The organism is Neobacillus massiliamazoniensis (assembly GCF_001048695.1).
GTDB lineage: Bacteria > Bacillota > Bacilli > Bacillales > Cytobacillaceae > Neobacillus > Neobacillus massiliamazoniensis.
Genome location: NZ_CVRB01000004.1, coordinates 24,079 through 38,168 on the forward strand (window position 1 = coordinate 24,079; position 14,090 = coordinate 38,168).

Sequence of the window (14,090 nt, forward strand, 5' to 3'; positions counted from 1 at the left end):
AAATTATTCCTCCTCAAGTGTAAGCTTTGATAGTACTAGTTTGTGTAATCGTAATAAATGAGCGATGTCTTCTTTTGGCATTTCTAATAGACTGTTCATTTTCCTAATCAATATTGAATCTGAAGTATAAATTTTTTCTAACAATCCTTTACCTTTTTCAGTTAAGTGAATCGATATTGCTCTGCGATTCTCGGGTGGAATAATCCTTTCCACTAGCTCACTTTGGACTAATCGATCAATTACACCACTTACTGTACTATTCGTTAACCTTAATTTTTCCGCCAGCTCTCCCAAGCTTATGTCCGGATTTATTGAAATTCTATATAATGCCTTTAATTGTACAACTGTCACACCTACACGATCAGCCTCAAATTTACCAAGATGGTAAATTGCTTTGTTAATTTCTGAAAAGGACTCGAAGATTTCATTATTTAAAAAATACATTATTGCCTCCTTCCTCTCGTAATCCTAATTATTACTAACGAAACATTTCGTATACGAATTAAAATATTTCAGAATAAAATTATATATACCTAACTATTAGTATGTCAACAATAAAATATTTCACCCATTTCTTGATTTAAATGAATATCTAAAAGAGGATATCCCAAATGATCTGCCCCCTCGCTTAACACTCAAAATATAGCTGCTTATTATGTAAGGTTCAGCTATTTATTGTGTGTTGAGGGGTATGACACTTTGTAAAGGGACATCCTCTTTTGTTAATCAATAATAGGATTTTTATAGTTGTCTTTTAATTTAATGTTATATTTTCTAATCATTTCTTCCATTCGCCATTTATTTTCGGCTAGTTTATCACTATAAGGAATGGTTACTTCACTATCGTTACCCATTAGAAATTTATATTGATAATAACCAGTAGTACCATTGTGATTTCGGTATATGATATTAATAGTTGAGACATTTTCCCATTGGTATTCTTTTTCCTTTAAACTTGTCAGAGAATTATAATGTATCCCTTTTTGGTCTAAATAATAATAATTCGTAAGGCTAAATATAAAAAACGGAACTGATAAGAGAATGAATAGACCTGTTATCCATTTTAAAGATCTGGTATCCCATCTGACTTTAAGAATCAGATAGGCAGTAAATACAATTGCAATAAATAACATACCCATCATAAACGTGATATAGGCTGAAGACGGTGTAGAAAAAAGCCATTGTGATTTGGAATAATAAACCATGCTTTGATAGGAAGCTACAATCACAAATGGCACAAATAAACTGCTTATATAAAGAATAATTGTATAAGCAATTAATTTAACATGCCCTTCTTCGTTTGAACGTTTACGCAAAAATATCCCCATTTCTTCCCCCTCTTTTCTTTTGAAAAATAATAACTTTTTTCTTCCATTTTATCTCAAAAATATATATACTGAAGATTTTGACGAATAATCAATAAGAAAGTTTCAAGAGCATGCGAATTCATATTTGAAAATAATCATGCTTCAAATAACGAGTGGAATTAAATCCCATTACCTTGAAATACATATTTGGATACTTAAATCACATACTATTTTCGTAATTCAATTTTTACATGAAAGAGGGATTTGAGATGACAGTTGGAACACAAGTAAAACAAGCACTTGCAAGTCTAAAAAGTGCTCAAGCGAGTTTTGAAACCTTTGCTTTAGCAACAGATAACCAAAATGCAAAACAGCTTTATCAACAGGCTGCACAGCAAACTCAGCAAGTTCTAAGTACCATTGAACCAAGGCTACAAGAAATACAAGCGGAAGAACCACAGTATAACCAATAAATAAGAAAAGCCTGAAGATTGCTTCTGGACAGGTTGGTTGATAACCAGACCCAGAGAGTGCTTGTGCGGGACAAAAATTTTAGGTTGGCTGCCCTGCCAACCTTTCTTACATATTCCCTCATGTAAATACATAGAGCTAACAAGAAAGGAAGATTCATGTGACAGTTGCATCAAGTGTTAAGCAATGTCTTGCCACTATAAAAGATATTGAATCTCAGCTATCAACGTTTTCCCTAAATTCTCTCGATGAGGATGCTAAAAGAGTATTCCATGAAACCACATTAAGGATGGGAGATGTAAAAAAAGATCTCCAAAAGCGAGTGCTAGAACTTGAACGTCTTGAACCGCAGTATCAAGGATCATAGATTATAGGTTTGAGGTGAAAACAAATGCCAGGATGGGTTTTTATAATCGTTCGATCTGTAATTTTTTTACTGCTCTTATTTTTAACCACAAAGCTGCTTGGGAAAAAACAAATTTCCGAATTATCTTTCTTTGAGTATGTTGCTGGTATTACCATCGGAAGCATTGCCGGTGAGGTTGTAACAGGACTTGAAAGTAACATGTATCACGGCGCCTTAGCTATCATCGTTTTTGGTCTTATTACTTTTTTGGCGGACTACCTTTCCTTAAAAAGCAAAAAATTTCGCGATGTAATGGACGGGAGAGGTGCCGTTGTCATTAAAGATGGGAAGGTCCTGGAAGATCATTTAAAGAAAGAAAAATACACAATTGATGAATTATCTGCCTTACTAAGGCAAAAAGATATCTTTAATATAGCTGATGTCGAATATGCAGTTTTAGAACCGCGTGGAAATTTAAGTGCTTTACTGAAAAGGGAAAATCGTCCGCTAACTCCAAAGGATTTACAAATGAAGATGTCAAATGAAAAAGAACCGCAGACAGTGATCATGGATGGAGAAGTTTTATTAGAAGCGTTACGTTCCGCAGAAAAAAGCCCTGGATGGTTACGGACTGAATTAGAAAAACTAGATGTCACACTTGAAAATGTGTTTATAGGACAGGTTGATTCATACGGTGTCCTTACCGTCGATCTATATGATGATAAAATTAATGTACCACAACCTGTTCAACGTCCTTTGTTAATGGCAATGTTGAAAAAAACCCATGCAGATTTAGAGGTGTTTTCTTTAGCAACGGAATGTGAAAAATCAAAGAAAATGTATGAAAAGAATGCAGCGATTGTTCAAGATATCATAGATCAGCTAAAACCGTATCTAATGCTATAATCATACTCATTAAAAGAGGGTGTCCCAAAACTTTTTGGGGCACCCCTTTTTTATTAATGGTCTGTTAAACTTGTCTGTTGATTTCCGCTCAAGAAGCGAGCATCCGCGGGCGGTCCGGGGAGCCTCCTAGGCGCTACCTGCGCCTGTGGGGTCTCCCCTGCCCCGTTCTCCCGCAGGACATTGAATTACATCCTTGAATCCGCCCACGCACGAAGGAAATGCGATAGTATTTTCGAGGAGTCGAGCGCCTTCCGCTCCAATCAACATAGAGGAAAAATTAACATGAACGTTGTACATATAGTGTTGTCTGACCCCTTTTGGGACACCCTCTTATTTCCCTACCTTTGATTAGGGTTTTATTTTATTCTGGATATAAAGATTCGTTTAACTCTTCCTCTGTTGTTACCATAAATAAAGATCTTTTGTTTATTTGGGCAACTAAATAGGAAAAAAGGAAAAGAACAGCTGCAAAAATAAAGGAAACCCGTACACCAAATTGATCTGTTACCCATCCCATTATCAGTGAAGATATCCCAAAAGCTCCATAGATTAATGTTCCTCGAGCAGAATAGACTTTAGCAAGATGCTGTTTATTAACGCTTTTTTGAATGATAGTCGTTTCAGCTACATCCCGGGCCATTTGTGGGAAGCCGTATATAAAAGAAACGAATAAAGCAAACCAAGGAATCGATGTGGTCCCAAACAAGGTCGTAATGATAATTAAAGAACAGCTTGACCAAAGCATCGTTTTTCCTAAATTTTTTTCTAAAACATTTGAATATCGGTAAATGAAGATACCACTAAAAAGCATTCCCGCGAAAAAGGTTGCATTTATAAACCCCCACCAATTTTCTCCCTTGTGTAACGCCTCACTGACGTAAACAAATAGGATGGCAGCAATCCATACTCCATTTGCCATTGTTTCAAGGATATTCATAAAACTAATGGTCCTTAAGCGCGGAGTTTGCCAGATTATGCTCCAGCCTTCCTTTAAAGCATTCAAACGTGATTGCTTTTCTTGAAGATGCAAATTTGCAACATTGCCAATAAACCACATAAAAGCAGTTGAAACAACAAACAAACTAAACGTCAGCCAGAGAATGTTTTTCCCACCCCAGGCAAATAAAAGGATACTACCGATTGGCCATGCGATTAATTGGACAACCTGATCTGATATGGCGAGTAAACTGTTCGTTTTCACAAGCTTACTATCTTCAACGAGGTTCGGAATCAGCGCATTACGTGCTGGTGAAGCCCAACCATCTAAAAAAGCTATGAAGCAAATGAGAATAAAAATCAAATAAAGAATCTTCAGATGAATAAATGGAGCTATAAAACACAACACAAGCAGTAAGACTGTCTTCCCACTTTGTGTATAAAACAAAATTGATTGAAGCTTGTATTTATTAATAACTAATGGTGCTAAAAAACCGCTGATCAGTAATGAAGATGTATTCAGAAACGGTACAAGTGACATATAAGTGACCGATCCTGTTGTATCATGAATTAACTTAATTACACAGACGATATACAAAACATCCCCTAGGTTGGCAAACATTTGACCAAACCAAAGAAACCGGAAGGATGCTTGCTTTCCGAACATTTTGGACATAGAACTCCCTCACTTTTTATGAAATTTTCAATTAAAAGTTAAGGGATTTTTTACATTGGACTTCCTCCGTTTTAAAAAAAAAAAATACCTTTTTAAGTATATCAAATTTTCTAACTATTTGTTAATAATAAAAAAACCCCATTTCTGGGGTTTTACATTTATTTTGGGCTTGGCCGGTGAAACAGGCCCATGACTTCAATTGTTTCTGAAATATTGACAAAAGCGGTAGGATCGGCCTCTTTAATCAGATTTTTCACTTCATTTAGTTCATACCTAGAAATAACCGTAATTAAAATATTACGTTTTCCATTTGAATACCCACCTACACCATCGATAATAGTCAAACCTCGGTATAGATTTGACAATAAATGCTTGCGCATTTCTTCACCTTGTTCTGTAATTATCATTAAGGTCAGTTTCGCATGATCGGTGTAAATAGCATCAACAACTTTTCCGGTAACATATATTGATACCAAGGTGTTAAGTGCTGAATCCCAGTTAAATAAAAATCCGCTAATAACGATGACGACAGCATTCATTCCTGATAACAATATTCCAATGGGAAAATCTCTTTTTCTTGAGACAATCATTCCAATAATGTCAAAGCCGCCAGTTGAACCTGAACAACGAAACACAATCCCGACCCCTAAACCGGTAACTGCCCCACCAAAAATGGACGAAAGAATCCTGTCGTTTGCAATTTCATGTATAGGAACGATATAAAGTCCTAAAGAAATCACCACAACTGAAATAATAGTATTGACAATAAACCTTCTTCCGAGCATTTTATAGCCAATAATCAGTAAGGGAAGATTTAATAGGAAATTAGCTACCCCTGTGTTTAATGGTGTAATCAATCCTAATATCATAGAGATCCCACTTAACCCGCCGCTTAATACGTGATGAGGAATTAAAAATAGATTAAAGCCACAAACTACAATGAGGGATCCAATAATCAGTCCAAAAAACTGCATGGGAAGCAACCTCCTCTTCTGAAAATATTCTTGAGAAAATGATACCGATTTCATCTAACAAAGTAAATAAATTAGTTTTTTAAAATAATAAATAATTATCTGCCAATTGGACCGCCGATTTTACATATTATAGGAAACAAAGGATTAATGCTCACTTTTTCACATTAATTAATTGTATCCATCAAAAACTTATTGACATTTGTATAATAATAATATAGATTTTTAACATAATTTATTTAAATAAATTTATCCTCATCAAAACCGATGAGGTAGAGGTCGCAGTTTTTAATAGTAAAACGGAAGAGATCCAGAGAATCCCTGACGCCGGTTGAAAGGAAAAACTGCCGAAGTGTGCTTCATCTCTATTGAAGTATGCTGGGGCTGTATCCGAATAGGAACAGAACTGTCACGATCGGTCCGACAAGCCAGTCGTGTTGAGCTATCTGTCGGAAGGTTTGATGCGGGCTATTGTCAACGCCATCGATTATCTTCGTTGGCATTTTTTATTCCCAACTCCTTCCAAATCAGAATAGCTCCAGTATAATTATTCGTCATGGAGCTGATAAGTCAATTTAAAGGAGCAATGAAAATGGAAACACATACAGTAGAAGTAAGAAAAGATTATGACGACCCAACCATTTTTCCAGAAAGTATTCCCGAAGTGGAAGCAGATCAATTAAAACGCAGTCTAAAATCACGTCACCTTGCGATGATTTCTCTCGGCGGTACAATTGGTACAGGTCTTTTTCTAGCAAGCGGCGGTGCTATTCACACTGCAGGTCCAGGAGGAGCTCTTCTCTCCTATCTCCTAATAGGTGTTATGGTATACTTCTTAATGACCAGTTTAGCGGAAATGGGTGCTTATATGCCGGTTGCAGGGAGTTTTAGTACGTATGCTACTAAATTTATCGATCCTGCCTTAGGTTTTGCCCTTGGCTGGAACTATTGGTATAACTGGGCCATTACTATTGCAGCTGAGTTATCTGCTGTAACCGTGATTATGAAATTCTGGTTTCCTCATACCCCTTCCATTATTTGGAGCGCATTATTTTTAGTAATTATGTTTTTACTAAATTATCTATCTGTAAAAGGCTTTGGTGAAGCTGAATATTGGTTCTCCTTAATTAAAGTCGTAACCGTTATAATTTTTATTATTACTGGTACTTTGATGATTTTCGGAATTTTGGGCGGTCAATTTATCGGCTTTAAAAACTTCACCATTGGCGATGCTCCATTCCACGGCGGATTTATGTCCATGCTTGGTATCTTTATGGCTGCTGGATTCTCTTTCCAAGGAACAGAACTTTTAGGTGTCGCTGCTGGCGAGACCGATGATCCGGCTAAATCAATACCTCGTGCGATAAAATCAGTATTTTGGCGTATACTTTTATTCTATATATTAGCGATCCTTGTCATTGGGCTTCTAATCCCTTATACAAATCCAAATTTAGCTAGCGGTGATGTTACAGTAAGTCCTTTTACCCTTGTTTTCCAGAAAGCAGGAATTGCTTTTGCTGCTTCGGTTATGAATGCCGTTATTCTAACCGCTGTCCTTTCTGCAGGTAATTCTGGTATGTACGCATCAACAAGGATGCTTTGGGACTTAGCTAGAGATGGAAAAGCACCTAAATTTCTTGGAAAATTAAACAAGCGTGGTGTTCCTGTTAATGCTCTTATAGTAACATCATTAGTTGGAACTCTTACTTTCTTTGCTTCATTATTTGGGGAAGGTACCGTTTATAACTGGCTGCTCAACGCTTCCGGAATGTCTGGATTCATCGCTTGGCTCGGAATTGCTGTTTGTCATTATCGTTTTCGTAAAGCATATGTTGCCCAAGGAAAGGATCTAAACGATTTACCTTATAGATCAAAATTCTTTCCATTTGGTCCGATCTTCGCTTTTGTGCTTTGTACATTTGTCGTTCTAGGTCAAAACTATGCCGCATTCATGGGGCCTCATATTGATTGGTATGGTGCTTTAGTTGCCTACATTGGATTGCCATTGTTCTTTATTTTATGGTTTGGCTATAAATTCATTAAAAAAACGAAAATTGTTCCATTAGATAAATGTGATTTATCAAATTAATTTATAAGTAAAGAGGATGCCCTAAAACAAAAGTGTCAGACTGGGTCATCCTCTTTTTTTATTTTTTTCCCAAAAAGCAACTATATCTTAGTTTGACTTCGTTTTGTAATTTCCAAATAGATAGAAATAAACAAAAAAACACTACTCCAATAATTATGAGTCGTGTTTTAAAGTTTAACGATTAATTCAGTTCCGTCTTTTAGCTTGGTTTCTACTAACAGTAGTCCCTTATTTTTTGAAAGGGCACGAAGTAATGGTTTTAAATCTTTTCTTTCTATTTGCGGGACTCTAAAGCTCACTTTTCCTTCTTTTTCAATCGCTCTATTTGCGAACCTTACCATCCTCTTTGACGATAAAACAGCACTAAATATATTTACAAATACATAGGGGACTGGAATGGTTATTCTCTTATTTTTTGTTTTAATTTTTACTTTGATCATTTCATCACTCAATGACAACTAATACTTTCTCACCCTTTGCAGAAGTGGCATCCACAATCTGCCCATCTAATTCATTTTCAATCGCTTCAATCAAAAGATCGATATTGATATCCTTCACATATTTTTCAGCTTGAGGTATTTTTTCAGCAATATTCGTTCCCACTTTTAATACTGCCTTGACTAGATTTATTGGCAGATTGACGTTAACATTGTCACCTTTTTCAGAGGAAACCTGGATTTTTAGCATTTTGTTTCCATATGGGCTATCTTTCTTAAGGAGAACAGGTTTTTCTTTACCTTGCAAAACATTGATTAATTCAGTGGCCTGCTCCTTATCAATCTTTCCTTCCTCTACCATTGACAATACTCTTGAAATTTCGTCCTGCATTTACGATTCCTCCTTTAATATTGAAATAGCTTCTTCTGCGCTTATTTCACCTTTTTCAAGCATCATGACAACCTTTTTCTTGTCAATTTCTACTTTTTTATTCGTGGAATATCCTAGTGATGAAATAATGTCATCTAATTTTCCACGGACAGTGGGATAAGAGACTCCCAATTCTTTTTCAACTTCCTTGATATTTCCTCGGCTTTTTAGAAAGATTTCAATGAAATGGAGCTGCTCCTGACTAAGTGCCGAGAACTTAGAGAGTTCAAATTCATTTTCTATCGTTGTTTGACAATGAGTACACTGCAGCTTTGTAATTTTTAGCTGCTTGCTGCAAACTGGGCAATTTGTAATTAAAGGGTAAGCCATAGTTCTCTCCTTTCCTGATCTTAACCATATCATACAATAATTCACTCGAAATTTAAAGTTATAATTTATAAAATTTATTATTTTTAATAAAAAAATTAAATATATTAATTATGTAATTAAAATCAATGATTTTAAATTTAAAAAATGACTGTGTTAAACTTGCCTGTTGATTTGCGCTCAAGAAGCGAGCATCCGCGGGCGTTCCGGGGAGCCTCCTCGGCGCTAATGCGCCTGTGGGGTCTCCCCAGCCCCGTACCCCGGAGGAGTCTCGCGCCTTCCGCTCCAATCAACATAGTTTCAAAAATCAACAATGACCTTTAACACAGCCAAAAAAATAAGGATCCCTCAAAGGGATCCTATTCAGATAAGAAATAATAAAAATCGAATTCGAGAATTGTCCAGCTTCAGCGCCTAGGGGCTCGGGGTCATAAGCCAAGCCGACATGAAGGTTAAAAATCAACCTTAAAGCCGGCTCGTCTTATGCCTGTCGCCCCTGATCAAGGCGCTTCCGCTTTTCTAATTAAAATTCTGCATTTCCTGGTGTTCTTGGGAATGGGATAACATCTCTAATATTCGTCATTCCTGTTAAGTACATGATTAAGCGTTCAAAGCCAATTCCAAATCCTGAATGCTTTGTACCACCATATTTCCTTAATTCCAGATACCACCAGTAATCTTCTTCATTCATGCCAAGGTCTTTTATTTTTTGTAATAATACTTCTTCCCGTTCCTCACGCTGGCTACCGCCAATTAACTCACCGATTCCTGGAACAAGTAAATCAGTAGCAGCAACCGTTTTGCCATCTTCATTTAGACGCATATAGAAGGCTTTAATTTCTTTCGGATAATCCGTAACAAATAATGGTCGCTTGAAGACTTTTTCGCATAAATATCGTTCATGCTCCGTTTGCAAATCTAGCCCCCATTCAACTGGGTATCCAAAATTCTCACCAGAATTTTTTAAGATCTCAATGGCCTCGGAATAAGTAACACGGCCAAAGTCAGCTGTGCGAGCTTGTTCTAGCCTTTCAAGCAAGCCTTTTTCAATAAAGCTATTAAAGAAGTTCATTTCTTCGGGTGCTTCTTCAAGAACATAGTTAATAACATACTTCACCATATCCTCGCCCAGATTCATAACATCAGGAAGTTCTGCAAATGCAAGCTCTGGCTCAACCATCCAAAATTCAGCAGCATGTCTTGCCGTATTAGAGTTTTCTGCCCGAAAGGTTGGTCCAAATGTATACACATTTCGGAAGGCTAAGGCATAAGCTTCAGCATTAAGCTGTCCGCTTACCGTAAGATTGGATTCCTTCTCAAAAAAGTCTTGGGTTGTATCTATTTTTCCTTCCTCATTTTTAGGAAGATTGTCCAAATCAAGCGTGGTTACTCTGAACATTTCTCCCGCACCCTCGGTATCACTTCCTGTAATAATTGGGGTATGAACATACACAAATCCTCTCTCTTGGAAGAATTTGTGCAGCGCGTAGGAAGCAAGAGACCTAATCCGAAAAACAGCGGAAAAAGTATTTGTTCTTGGTCGTAAATGTGCGATGGTTCTTAAATACTCAAATGAGTGTTTTTTCTTTTGCAATGGGTAATCGACATTGGAGCTACCTTCCAAGATGATTGCCATGGCTTTAATTTCAAATGGTTGTTTTGCTTGAGGTGTATGGATAAAATCTCCCTCAACTTTAATGGAAGAACTAATTGGGAACTTCGTGATCTCTTTATAATTATCTAATTGTTCATCAAAAACAATTTGAACTCCCTTAAAGAAACTGCCATCATTTAACTCGATAAAACCAAAGGTTTTCGAATCACGAATAGTCCGAACCCACCCAGATAACTCAACTTTCTGACCTACAAAGCTCTCAGTATTTCTGTACAAATCCTTTATTAAGACTTGTTTCATTCCTATAGACCTCCTATGTATAACTAAAAAACCTTCCTTCCCAATAGGGACGAAAGGCAAAATCCATGTTTATCGTTGTTCTTTTATCCCTTCAATATTATACAAAATATCACACCAATTTAGCAATAACCAACCATATTTCCGGTTATTTTAAATAATATTGTGCTAAGCTGTTATTTTTTAGCCAATTTTCAGAATATTAGCAGGAATAATTCAGAAGGTTGTCGAAATGAATATAAAATATGTGTTTCTTGATGGAGGAGGATTTTTTGTGGATAAAGTTACTTGTATTGCTTATCTCCTTTACCAGTCTACAACAAGTCAAGACATCAGAGAAAAAGCCATTCAACTATTGAATGGTGACGTATCAATTCGTGAGCTAAAAAAGAATGCCTCATTCCAACCACATCTTGTAATCGCAGAATCATTAGTAAAACAAAATAAAATAGACAAATACAAAGTACAGATATTTGCCGAGGAATTTATGTTAATTGAGGTTTGAAACTTCCTTTTTAGAAGCTTTTTTATTACACATAAAGGATTAACATACTTTTTGAGTTGTAAGTATCAAACTTCTAAGGTAAAAGGAATAAAAAATAGAAAGTTAGAATATGATGAAATATTATGTAATGATTAAAAGCATTTGTCCAATTCCTCCAAATAAAGAAAGGTGATTTTATATGATCCAAGTAGATGTTACCATCACATTCAACGGTAAAAGCTATGTAACAAATGTCATTATCAATCCGAATACTTCTGAAGAGGAGATTCACCGCCTTGCTTATGAACAAGTGCAAAAACAATGGAAATAATATTAAATAGAGGATGTCCCAACACTTAGGGTTAGACCCTTTTTGGGACATCCTCTATTTCTGTTCAATTTGCCCTAATTTGACCTTCAAGCAAATAAGTATCATTCGAAACGGTTTTCATTAGAGGGCTTAATCCTTCAGTCGTATACAAATGAAGCTCATGCATCGCCCTTGTGCAAACAGTGTAAAATAATTTCCGTTCGGTTTCTCTTTTATAAAATGAACTATCGTATAAAATAACCGCATCAAATTCAATACCTTTCGCTAAATAAGAAGGAATAACGTGAACCCCTCTTTCATAAAAAAGTGTGCCTTTTTCAATCAAATGGACTGAAATCACATTTTTTAAGGCAGCATAAGCTGTTTTACTTTCCTCTGCAGTTTTACAGATTACAGCAATGGTTCGATACCCTTTTTGCAGTAGTTTTTTAATTTTGTTTGATATAAGATCTATAAGCAAAGCTGGTTCTGTTTTTATGATCGTTGGTTTAGCTCCGCTACGATTAAATGGTTCAATTTTATTTCCGTCTATTAATAATGAACTTGTGAATTCCACAATTTCTTTCGTAGAACGATAGGTTTTGGATAGTACATAGGTAGCAGATTCCTCTCCTTTAATTTCAAAATCCTTTAAAACCGTCGGTGAACCAGTTGCTCCCGAGAAAATTGCCTGATTAAAGTCACCAAGCAACGTCATTTTACTATAAGGAAATAGTCTTTGAATGAAAGCAAATTGAAAAGGTGAATAGTCTTGTGCCTCATCAATAAAAATGTGACGGATCGCGGTATTAGACTTTCGCCCTTCGATTAATTCCTGGAGATAAACATATGGTGTGGCATCCTCGTAAGCAATTACACTCCTGTTTAATCTTTCGGTTGTTTGCAAGCAGATTTGCGACCAATTTGATGGAAATTCCCCGGTTTGATTTACTTTCTCTCCGAACAGCTTCCGATATATTCCAAGTAAATCGATAAATTTTAGTTTTTTCACCTTTGCAAAAAGAGACTTAAATTTTTCTTTTACAACCATTTCTTTAAGAAACTTTTGTTCCTGTTCAAAGTCATCAAACGTATTTTCTGTGAACCGGTTTTTCTGCTGTAGCTGCTTGTAAGCCTCTAAATAATCTTCTTTTTCAAGGAATTGAATTTCTTCTTCCACCCAGTTTTTAGAAAGTTCACGTCTTACTAGTTTTTTTAATTCTCTTAGTAGCCATTCCTTGACAAGTTCTATCCGATTTGGAATGGAAAAACTTGAATCTAATTGATAAAAATAATCATGAATCGTCTCTTTAGAAATCAAGATCTCTCCTCTAAAGACTATATCTTTAAAAACAAGACCACGTTCAGACAACTTCTTAAAAAACTGATCAATAAGGTGTTTAAAATCAAGACTTGCTTTAAATCGAATTCCACCTACCCTAATTTTGTAGTCCTCATCTTCCTTTCCTTTCAAAAGAAACTCTAATTGGTCAAAAGAATCTTCTACATCGAACTCGTCACCTAGACGTTTATTTAAATACTCCATGAAGGTCGCTTGCTGCATGTTTTCCTCCCCTAACTCAGGAAGGACAGTTGCCACATAGCTATTGAATAAAGGGTTCGGAGAAAATAGCATGATGTTTTCTGATTTCATTGTATTCCGATAACGGTAAAGCAAGTAGGCAACCCTTTGCAAGGCTGCTGAAGTTTTGCCACTTCCTGCAGCTCCTTGAACTACAACATATTTGCTTATTTCATTTCGTATGATTTGATTTTGCTCACGCTGGATGGTTGCTACAATACTTTTCATTTGCGTACTCGCATTATTCCCAAGTACTTCTTGTAGCATTTCATCACCTATAGTGACACCCGTATCAAACATTCCTTTTATTTCTGCTTCTTTAATAATAAATTGCCGTTTTAATTTCATATCACCTTCGATATTACCATCGAGAGTTTGGTAATGGGCAGGGCCTGTTGAGAAATCATAGTAGAGGCTTGAGATTGGAGCACGCCAGTCATAAATCAAAAAATTCTCATCTTTTTCATCCATTAGTGAAGCAATTCCAAGATAGACTTTGTCCGTTGCCTTCTCTCCTTTTTCTAAAAAATCGATTCGGCCAAAGTATGGAGAGTATTTCAAACGAGTTAAAGTCTTAAGTTGACGATTCATCTGTCCATATGTTTGCTCTCGTTCTAAAAGCAATTCGGCTTGTTGTTTAATACCTGCTGCTGTTTCTATAATATCGTCCGGTTCATCTAAATTGACTGTTACATCCTGCCAAAATGTTTTTCGGAGCTGTATTACATCTGAGCTTACTGTGCCGGTATTTTTTTGAAGTTTATTTTCTTTTTTCTTGATTTCAGATACCACCAAATCAATTCGTTCCTGCTCCATTTGCCAGTCGAATCTTTGTAAGTCACTCATTTTACCACGCTCCAGAAAAAAATTTGGTCCTTTTGTTTGACAACCACTATTTTTTATGGT

At 36.1% G+C, this 14,090-nt stretch carries 15 protein-coding genes and 1 riboswitch; of the genes, 6 read left to right on the forward strand and 9 right to left on the reverse strand.

Annotation, left to right across the window (positions count from 1 at the left end; all coding sequences use genetic code 11):
• Nucleotides 1-3 precede the first annotated feature (3 nt).
• Both BN1082_RS17905 and BN1082_RS17910 read right to left on the reverse strand, forming a co-directional pair.
• Nucleotides 4-444, reverse strand: coding sequence for a MarR family winged helix-turn-helix transcriptional regulator (locus BN1082_RS17905; protein ID WP_090636638.1), 441 nt, complete (start codon nucleotides 442-444; stop codon nucleotides 4-6).
• Nucleotides 445-722: 278 nt separating this feature from the next.
• Nucleotides 723-1,328 carry a hypothetical protein gene (locus BN1082_RS17910; protein ID WP_090636640.1) on the reverse strand — a complete coding sequence of 202 codons (606 nt, stop codon included), beginning with the start codon at nucleotides 1,326-1,328 and terminating at the stop codon, nucleotides 723-725.
• A 248-nt stretch (nucleotides 1,329-1,576) separates the two neighbouring features.
• On the opposite strand from BN1082_RS17910, the gene BN1082_RS17915 reads away from it, so the two are divergent.
• The 3 genes from BN1082_RS17915 to BN1082_RS17925 all read left to right on the forward strand — a co-directional run bounded on the left by BN1082_RS17915 (nucleotide 1,577) and on the right by BN1082_RS17925 (nucleotide 3,030).
• Nucleotides 1,577-1,780: a DUF1657 domain-containing protein gene (locus tag BN1082_RS17915; protein WP_090636641.1), complete on the forward strand. Its 204-nt coding sequence runs from the start codon at nucleotides 1,577-1,579 to the stop codon at nucleotides 1,778-1,780.
• Between the two features lie 158 nt (nucleotides 1,781-1,938).
• On the forward strand, nucleotides 1,939-2,145 hold the full coding sequence (locus BN1082_RS17920) for a DUF1657 domain-containing protein (protein ID WP_090636643.1): 207 nt from the start codon (nucleotides 1,939-1,941) through the stop codon (nucleotides 2,143-2,145).
• Between the two features lie 24 nt (nucleotides 2,146-2,169).
• On the forward strand, nucleotides 2,170-3,030 hold the full coding sequence (locus BN1082_RS17925) for a DUF421 domain-containing protein (protein ID WP_090636645.1): 861 nt from the start codon (nucleotides 2,170-2,172) through the stop codon (nucleotides 3,028-3,030).
• A 361-nt stretch (nucleotides 3,031-3,391) separates the two neighbouring features.
• On the opposite strand, the gene BN1082_RS17930 is transcribed toward BN1082_RS17925, so the two are convergent.
• Both BN1082_RS17930 and BN1082_RS17935 read right to left on the reverse strand, forming a co-directional pair.
• Nucleotides 3,392-4,633 (reverse strand): MFS transporter, encoded by a 1,242-nt coding sequence (locus BN1082_RS17930; RefSeq protein ID WP_176699862.1) that lies wholly within the window; start codon nucleotides 4,631-4,633, stop codon nucleotides 3,392-3,394.
• 167 nt (nucleotides 4,634-4,800) lie between these two features.
• Entirely contained in the window at nucleotides 4,801-5,616 is an 816-nt protein-coding gene (locus BN1082_RS17935) for a YitT family protein (RefSeq protein WP_090636651.1), read from the reverse strand.
• 262 nt (nucleotides 5,617-5,878) lie between these two features.
• Nucleotides 5,879-6,066: riboswitch (Lysine riboswitch) on the forward strand.
• 139 nt (nucleotides 6,067-6,205) lie between these two features.
• Between BN1082_RS17935 and BN1082_RS17940 the strand changes: the two genes are divergently transcribed.
• Nucleotides 6,206-7,702 (forward strand): amino acid permease, encoded by a 1,497-nt coding sequence (locus BN1082_RS17940; protein WP_090636653.1) that lies wholly within the window; start codon nucleotides 6,206-6,208, stop codon nucleotides 7,700-7,702.
• Nucleotides 7,703-7,869: 167 nt separating this feature from the next.
• On the opposite strand, the gene BN1082_RS17945 is transcribed toward BN1082_RS17940, so the two are convergent.
• From BN1082_RS17945 to asnS, 4 genes are all read right to left on the reverse strand, one after another.
• Complete coding sequence (locus tag BN1082_RS17945) at nucleotides 7,870-8,154, reverse strand: hypothetical protein (protein ID WP_245640483.1); 285 nt, start codon at nucleotides 8,152-8,154, stop codon at nucleotides 7,870-7,872.
• On the reverse strand, nucleotides 8,147-8,530 hold the full coding sequence (locus BN1082_RS17950; RefSeq protein WP_090636655.1) for an SHOCT-like domain-containing protein: 384 nt from the start codon (nucleotides 8,528-8,530) through the stop codon (nucleotides 8,147-8,149). Before BN1082_RS17950 ends, BN1082_RS17945 begins: the two co-directional genes overlap by 8 nt.
• Nucleotides 8,531-8,899, reverse strand: a complete 369-nt coding sequence (locus tag BN1082_RS17955) for a DUF2089 domain-containing protein (RefSeq protein ID WP_090636657.1) — start codon at nucleotides 8,897-8,899, stop codon at nucleotides 8,531-8,533. It abuts the gene before it with no gap.
• A 520-nt stretch (nucleotides 8,900-9,419) separates the two neighbouring features.
• Nucleotides 9,420-10,811 (reverse strand): asparagine--tRNA ligase, encoded by a 1,392-nt coding sequence (gene asnS, locus BN1082_RS17960; protein WP_090636659.1) that lies wholly within the window; start codon nucleotides 10,809-10,811, stop codon nucleotides 9,420-9,422.
• 271 nt (nucleotides 10,812-11,082) lie between these two features.
• Here asnS and BN1082_RS17965 point away from each other — a divergent pair, with 271 nt between their 5' ends.
• Together BN1082_RS17965 and BN1082_RS17970 are read left to right on the forward strand one after the other, a co-directional pair.
• Nucleotides 11,083-11,313 carry a hypothetical protein gene (locus tag BN1082_RS17965; RefSeq protein WP_141650886.1) on the forward strand — a complete coding sequence of 77 codons (231 nt, stop codon included), beginning with the start codon at nucleotides 11,083-11,085 and terminating at the stop codon, nucleotides 11,311-11,313.
• A 178-nt stretch (nucleotides 11,314-11,491) separates the two neighbouring features.
• Nucleotides 11,492-11,623, forward strand: coding sequence for a BA3454 family stress response protein (locus BN1082_RS17970; RefSeq protein ID WP_090636662.1), 132 nt, complete (start codon nucleotides 11,492-11,494; stop codon nucleotides 11,621-11,623).
• A 64-nt stretch (nucleotides 11,624-11,687) separates the two neighbouring features.
• On the opposite strand, the gene helD is transcribed toward BN1082_RS17970, so the two are convergent.
• Nucleotides 11,688-14,030 carry an RNA polymerase recycling motor HelD gene (gene helD / locus BN1082_RS17975; RefSeq protein WP_090638375.1) on the reverse strand — a complete coding sequence of 781 codons (2,343 nt, stop codon included), beginning with the start codon at nucleotides 14,028-14,030 and terminating at the stop codon, nucleotides 11,688-11,690.
• Between the last annotated feature and the right edge of the window lie 60 nt (nucleotides 14,031-14,090).

Excerpts from the sequence above, each read along its gene's own strand:
- BN1082_RS17955 (WP_090636657.1), bottom strand. The coding sequence starts at position 8,899 with ATGGCTTACCCTTTAATTACAAATTGCCCAGTTTGCAGCAAGCAGCTA.
- asnS (WP_090636659.1), bottom strand. The coding sequence starts at position 10,811 with ATGAAACAAGTCTTAATAAAGGATTTGTACAGAAATACTGAGAGCTTT.
- BN1082_RS17915 (WP_090636641.1), top strand. The coding sequence starts at position 1,577 with ATGACAGTTGGAACACAAGTAAAACAAGCACTTGCAAGTCTAAAAAGT.
- BN1082_RS17940 (WP_090636653.1), top strand. The coding sequence starts at position 6,206 with ATGGAAACACATACAGTAGAAGTAAGAAAAGATTATGACGACCCAACC.
- BN1082_RS17905 (WP_090636638.1), bottom strand. The coding sequence starts at position 444 with ATGTATTTTTTAAATAATGAAATCTTCGAGTCCTTTTCAGAAATTAAC.
- helD (WP_090638375.1), bottom strand. The coding sequence starts at position 14,030 with ATGAGTGACTTACAAAGATTCGACTGGCAAATGGAGCAGGAACGAATT.
- BN1082_RS17935 (WP_090636651.1), bottom strand. The coding sequence starts at position 5,616 with ATGCAGTTTTTTGGACTGATTATTGGATCCCTCATTGTAGTTTGTGGC.
- BN1082_RS17930 (WP_176699862.1), bottom strand. The coding sequence starts at position 4,633 with ATGTTCGGAAAGCAAGCATCCTTCCGGTTTCTTTGGTTTGGTCAAATG.
- BN1082_RS17910 (WP_090636640.1), bottom strand. The coding sequence starts at position 1,328 with ATGGGGATATTTTTGCGTAAACGTTCAAACGAAGAAGGGCATGTTAAA.
- BN1082_RS17925 (WP_090636645.1), top strand. The coding sequence starts at position 2,170 with ATGCCAGGATGGGTTTTTATAATCGTTCGATCTGTAATTTTTTTACTG.
- BN1082_RS17950 (WP_090636655.1), bottom strand. The coding sequence starts at position 8,530 with ATGCAGGACGAAATTTCAAGAGTATTGTCAATGGTAGAGGAAGGAAAG.
- BN1082_RS17970 (WP_090636662.1), top strand. The coding sequence starts at position 11,492 with ATGATCCAAGTAGATGTTACCATCACATTCAACGGTAAAAGCTATGTA.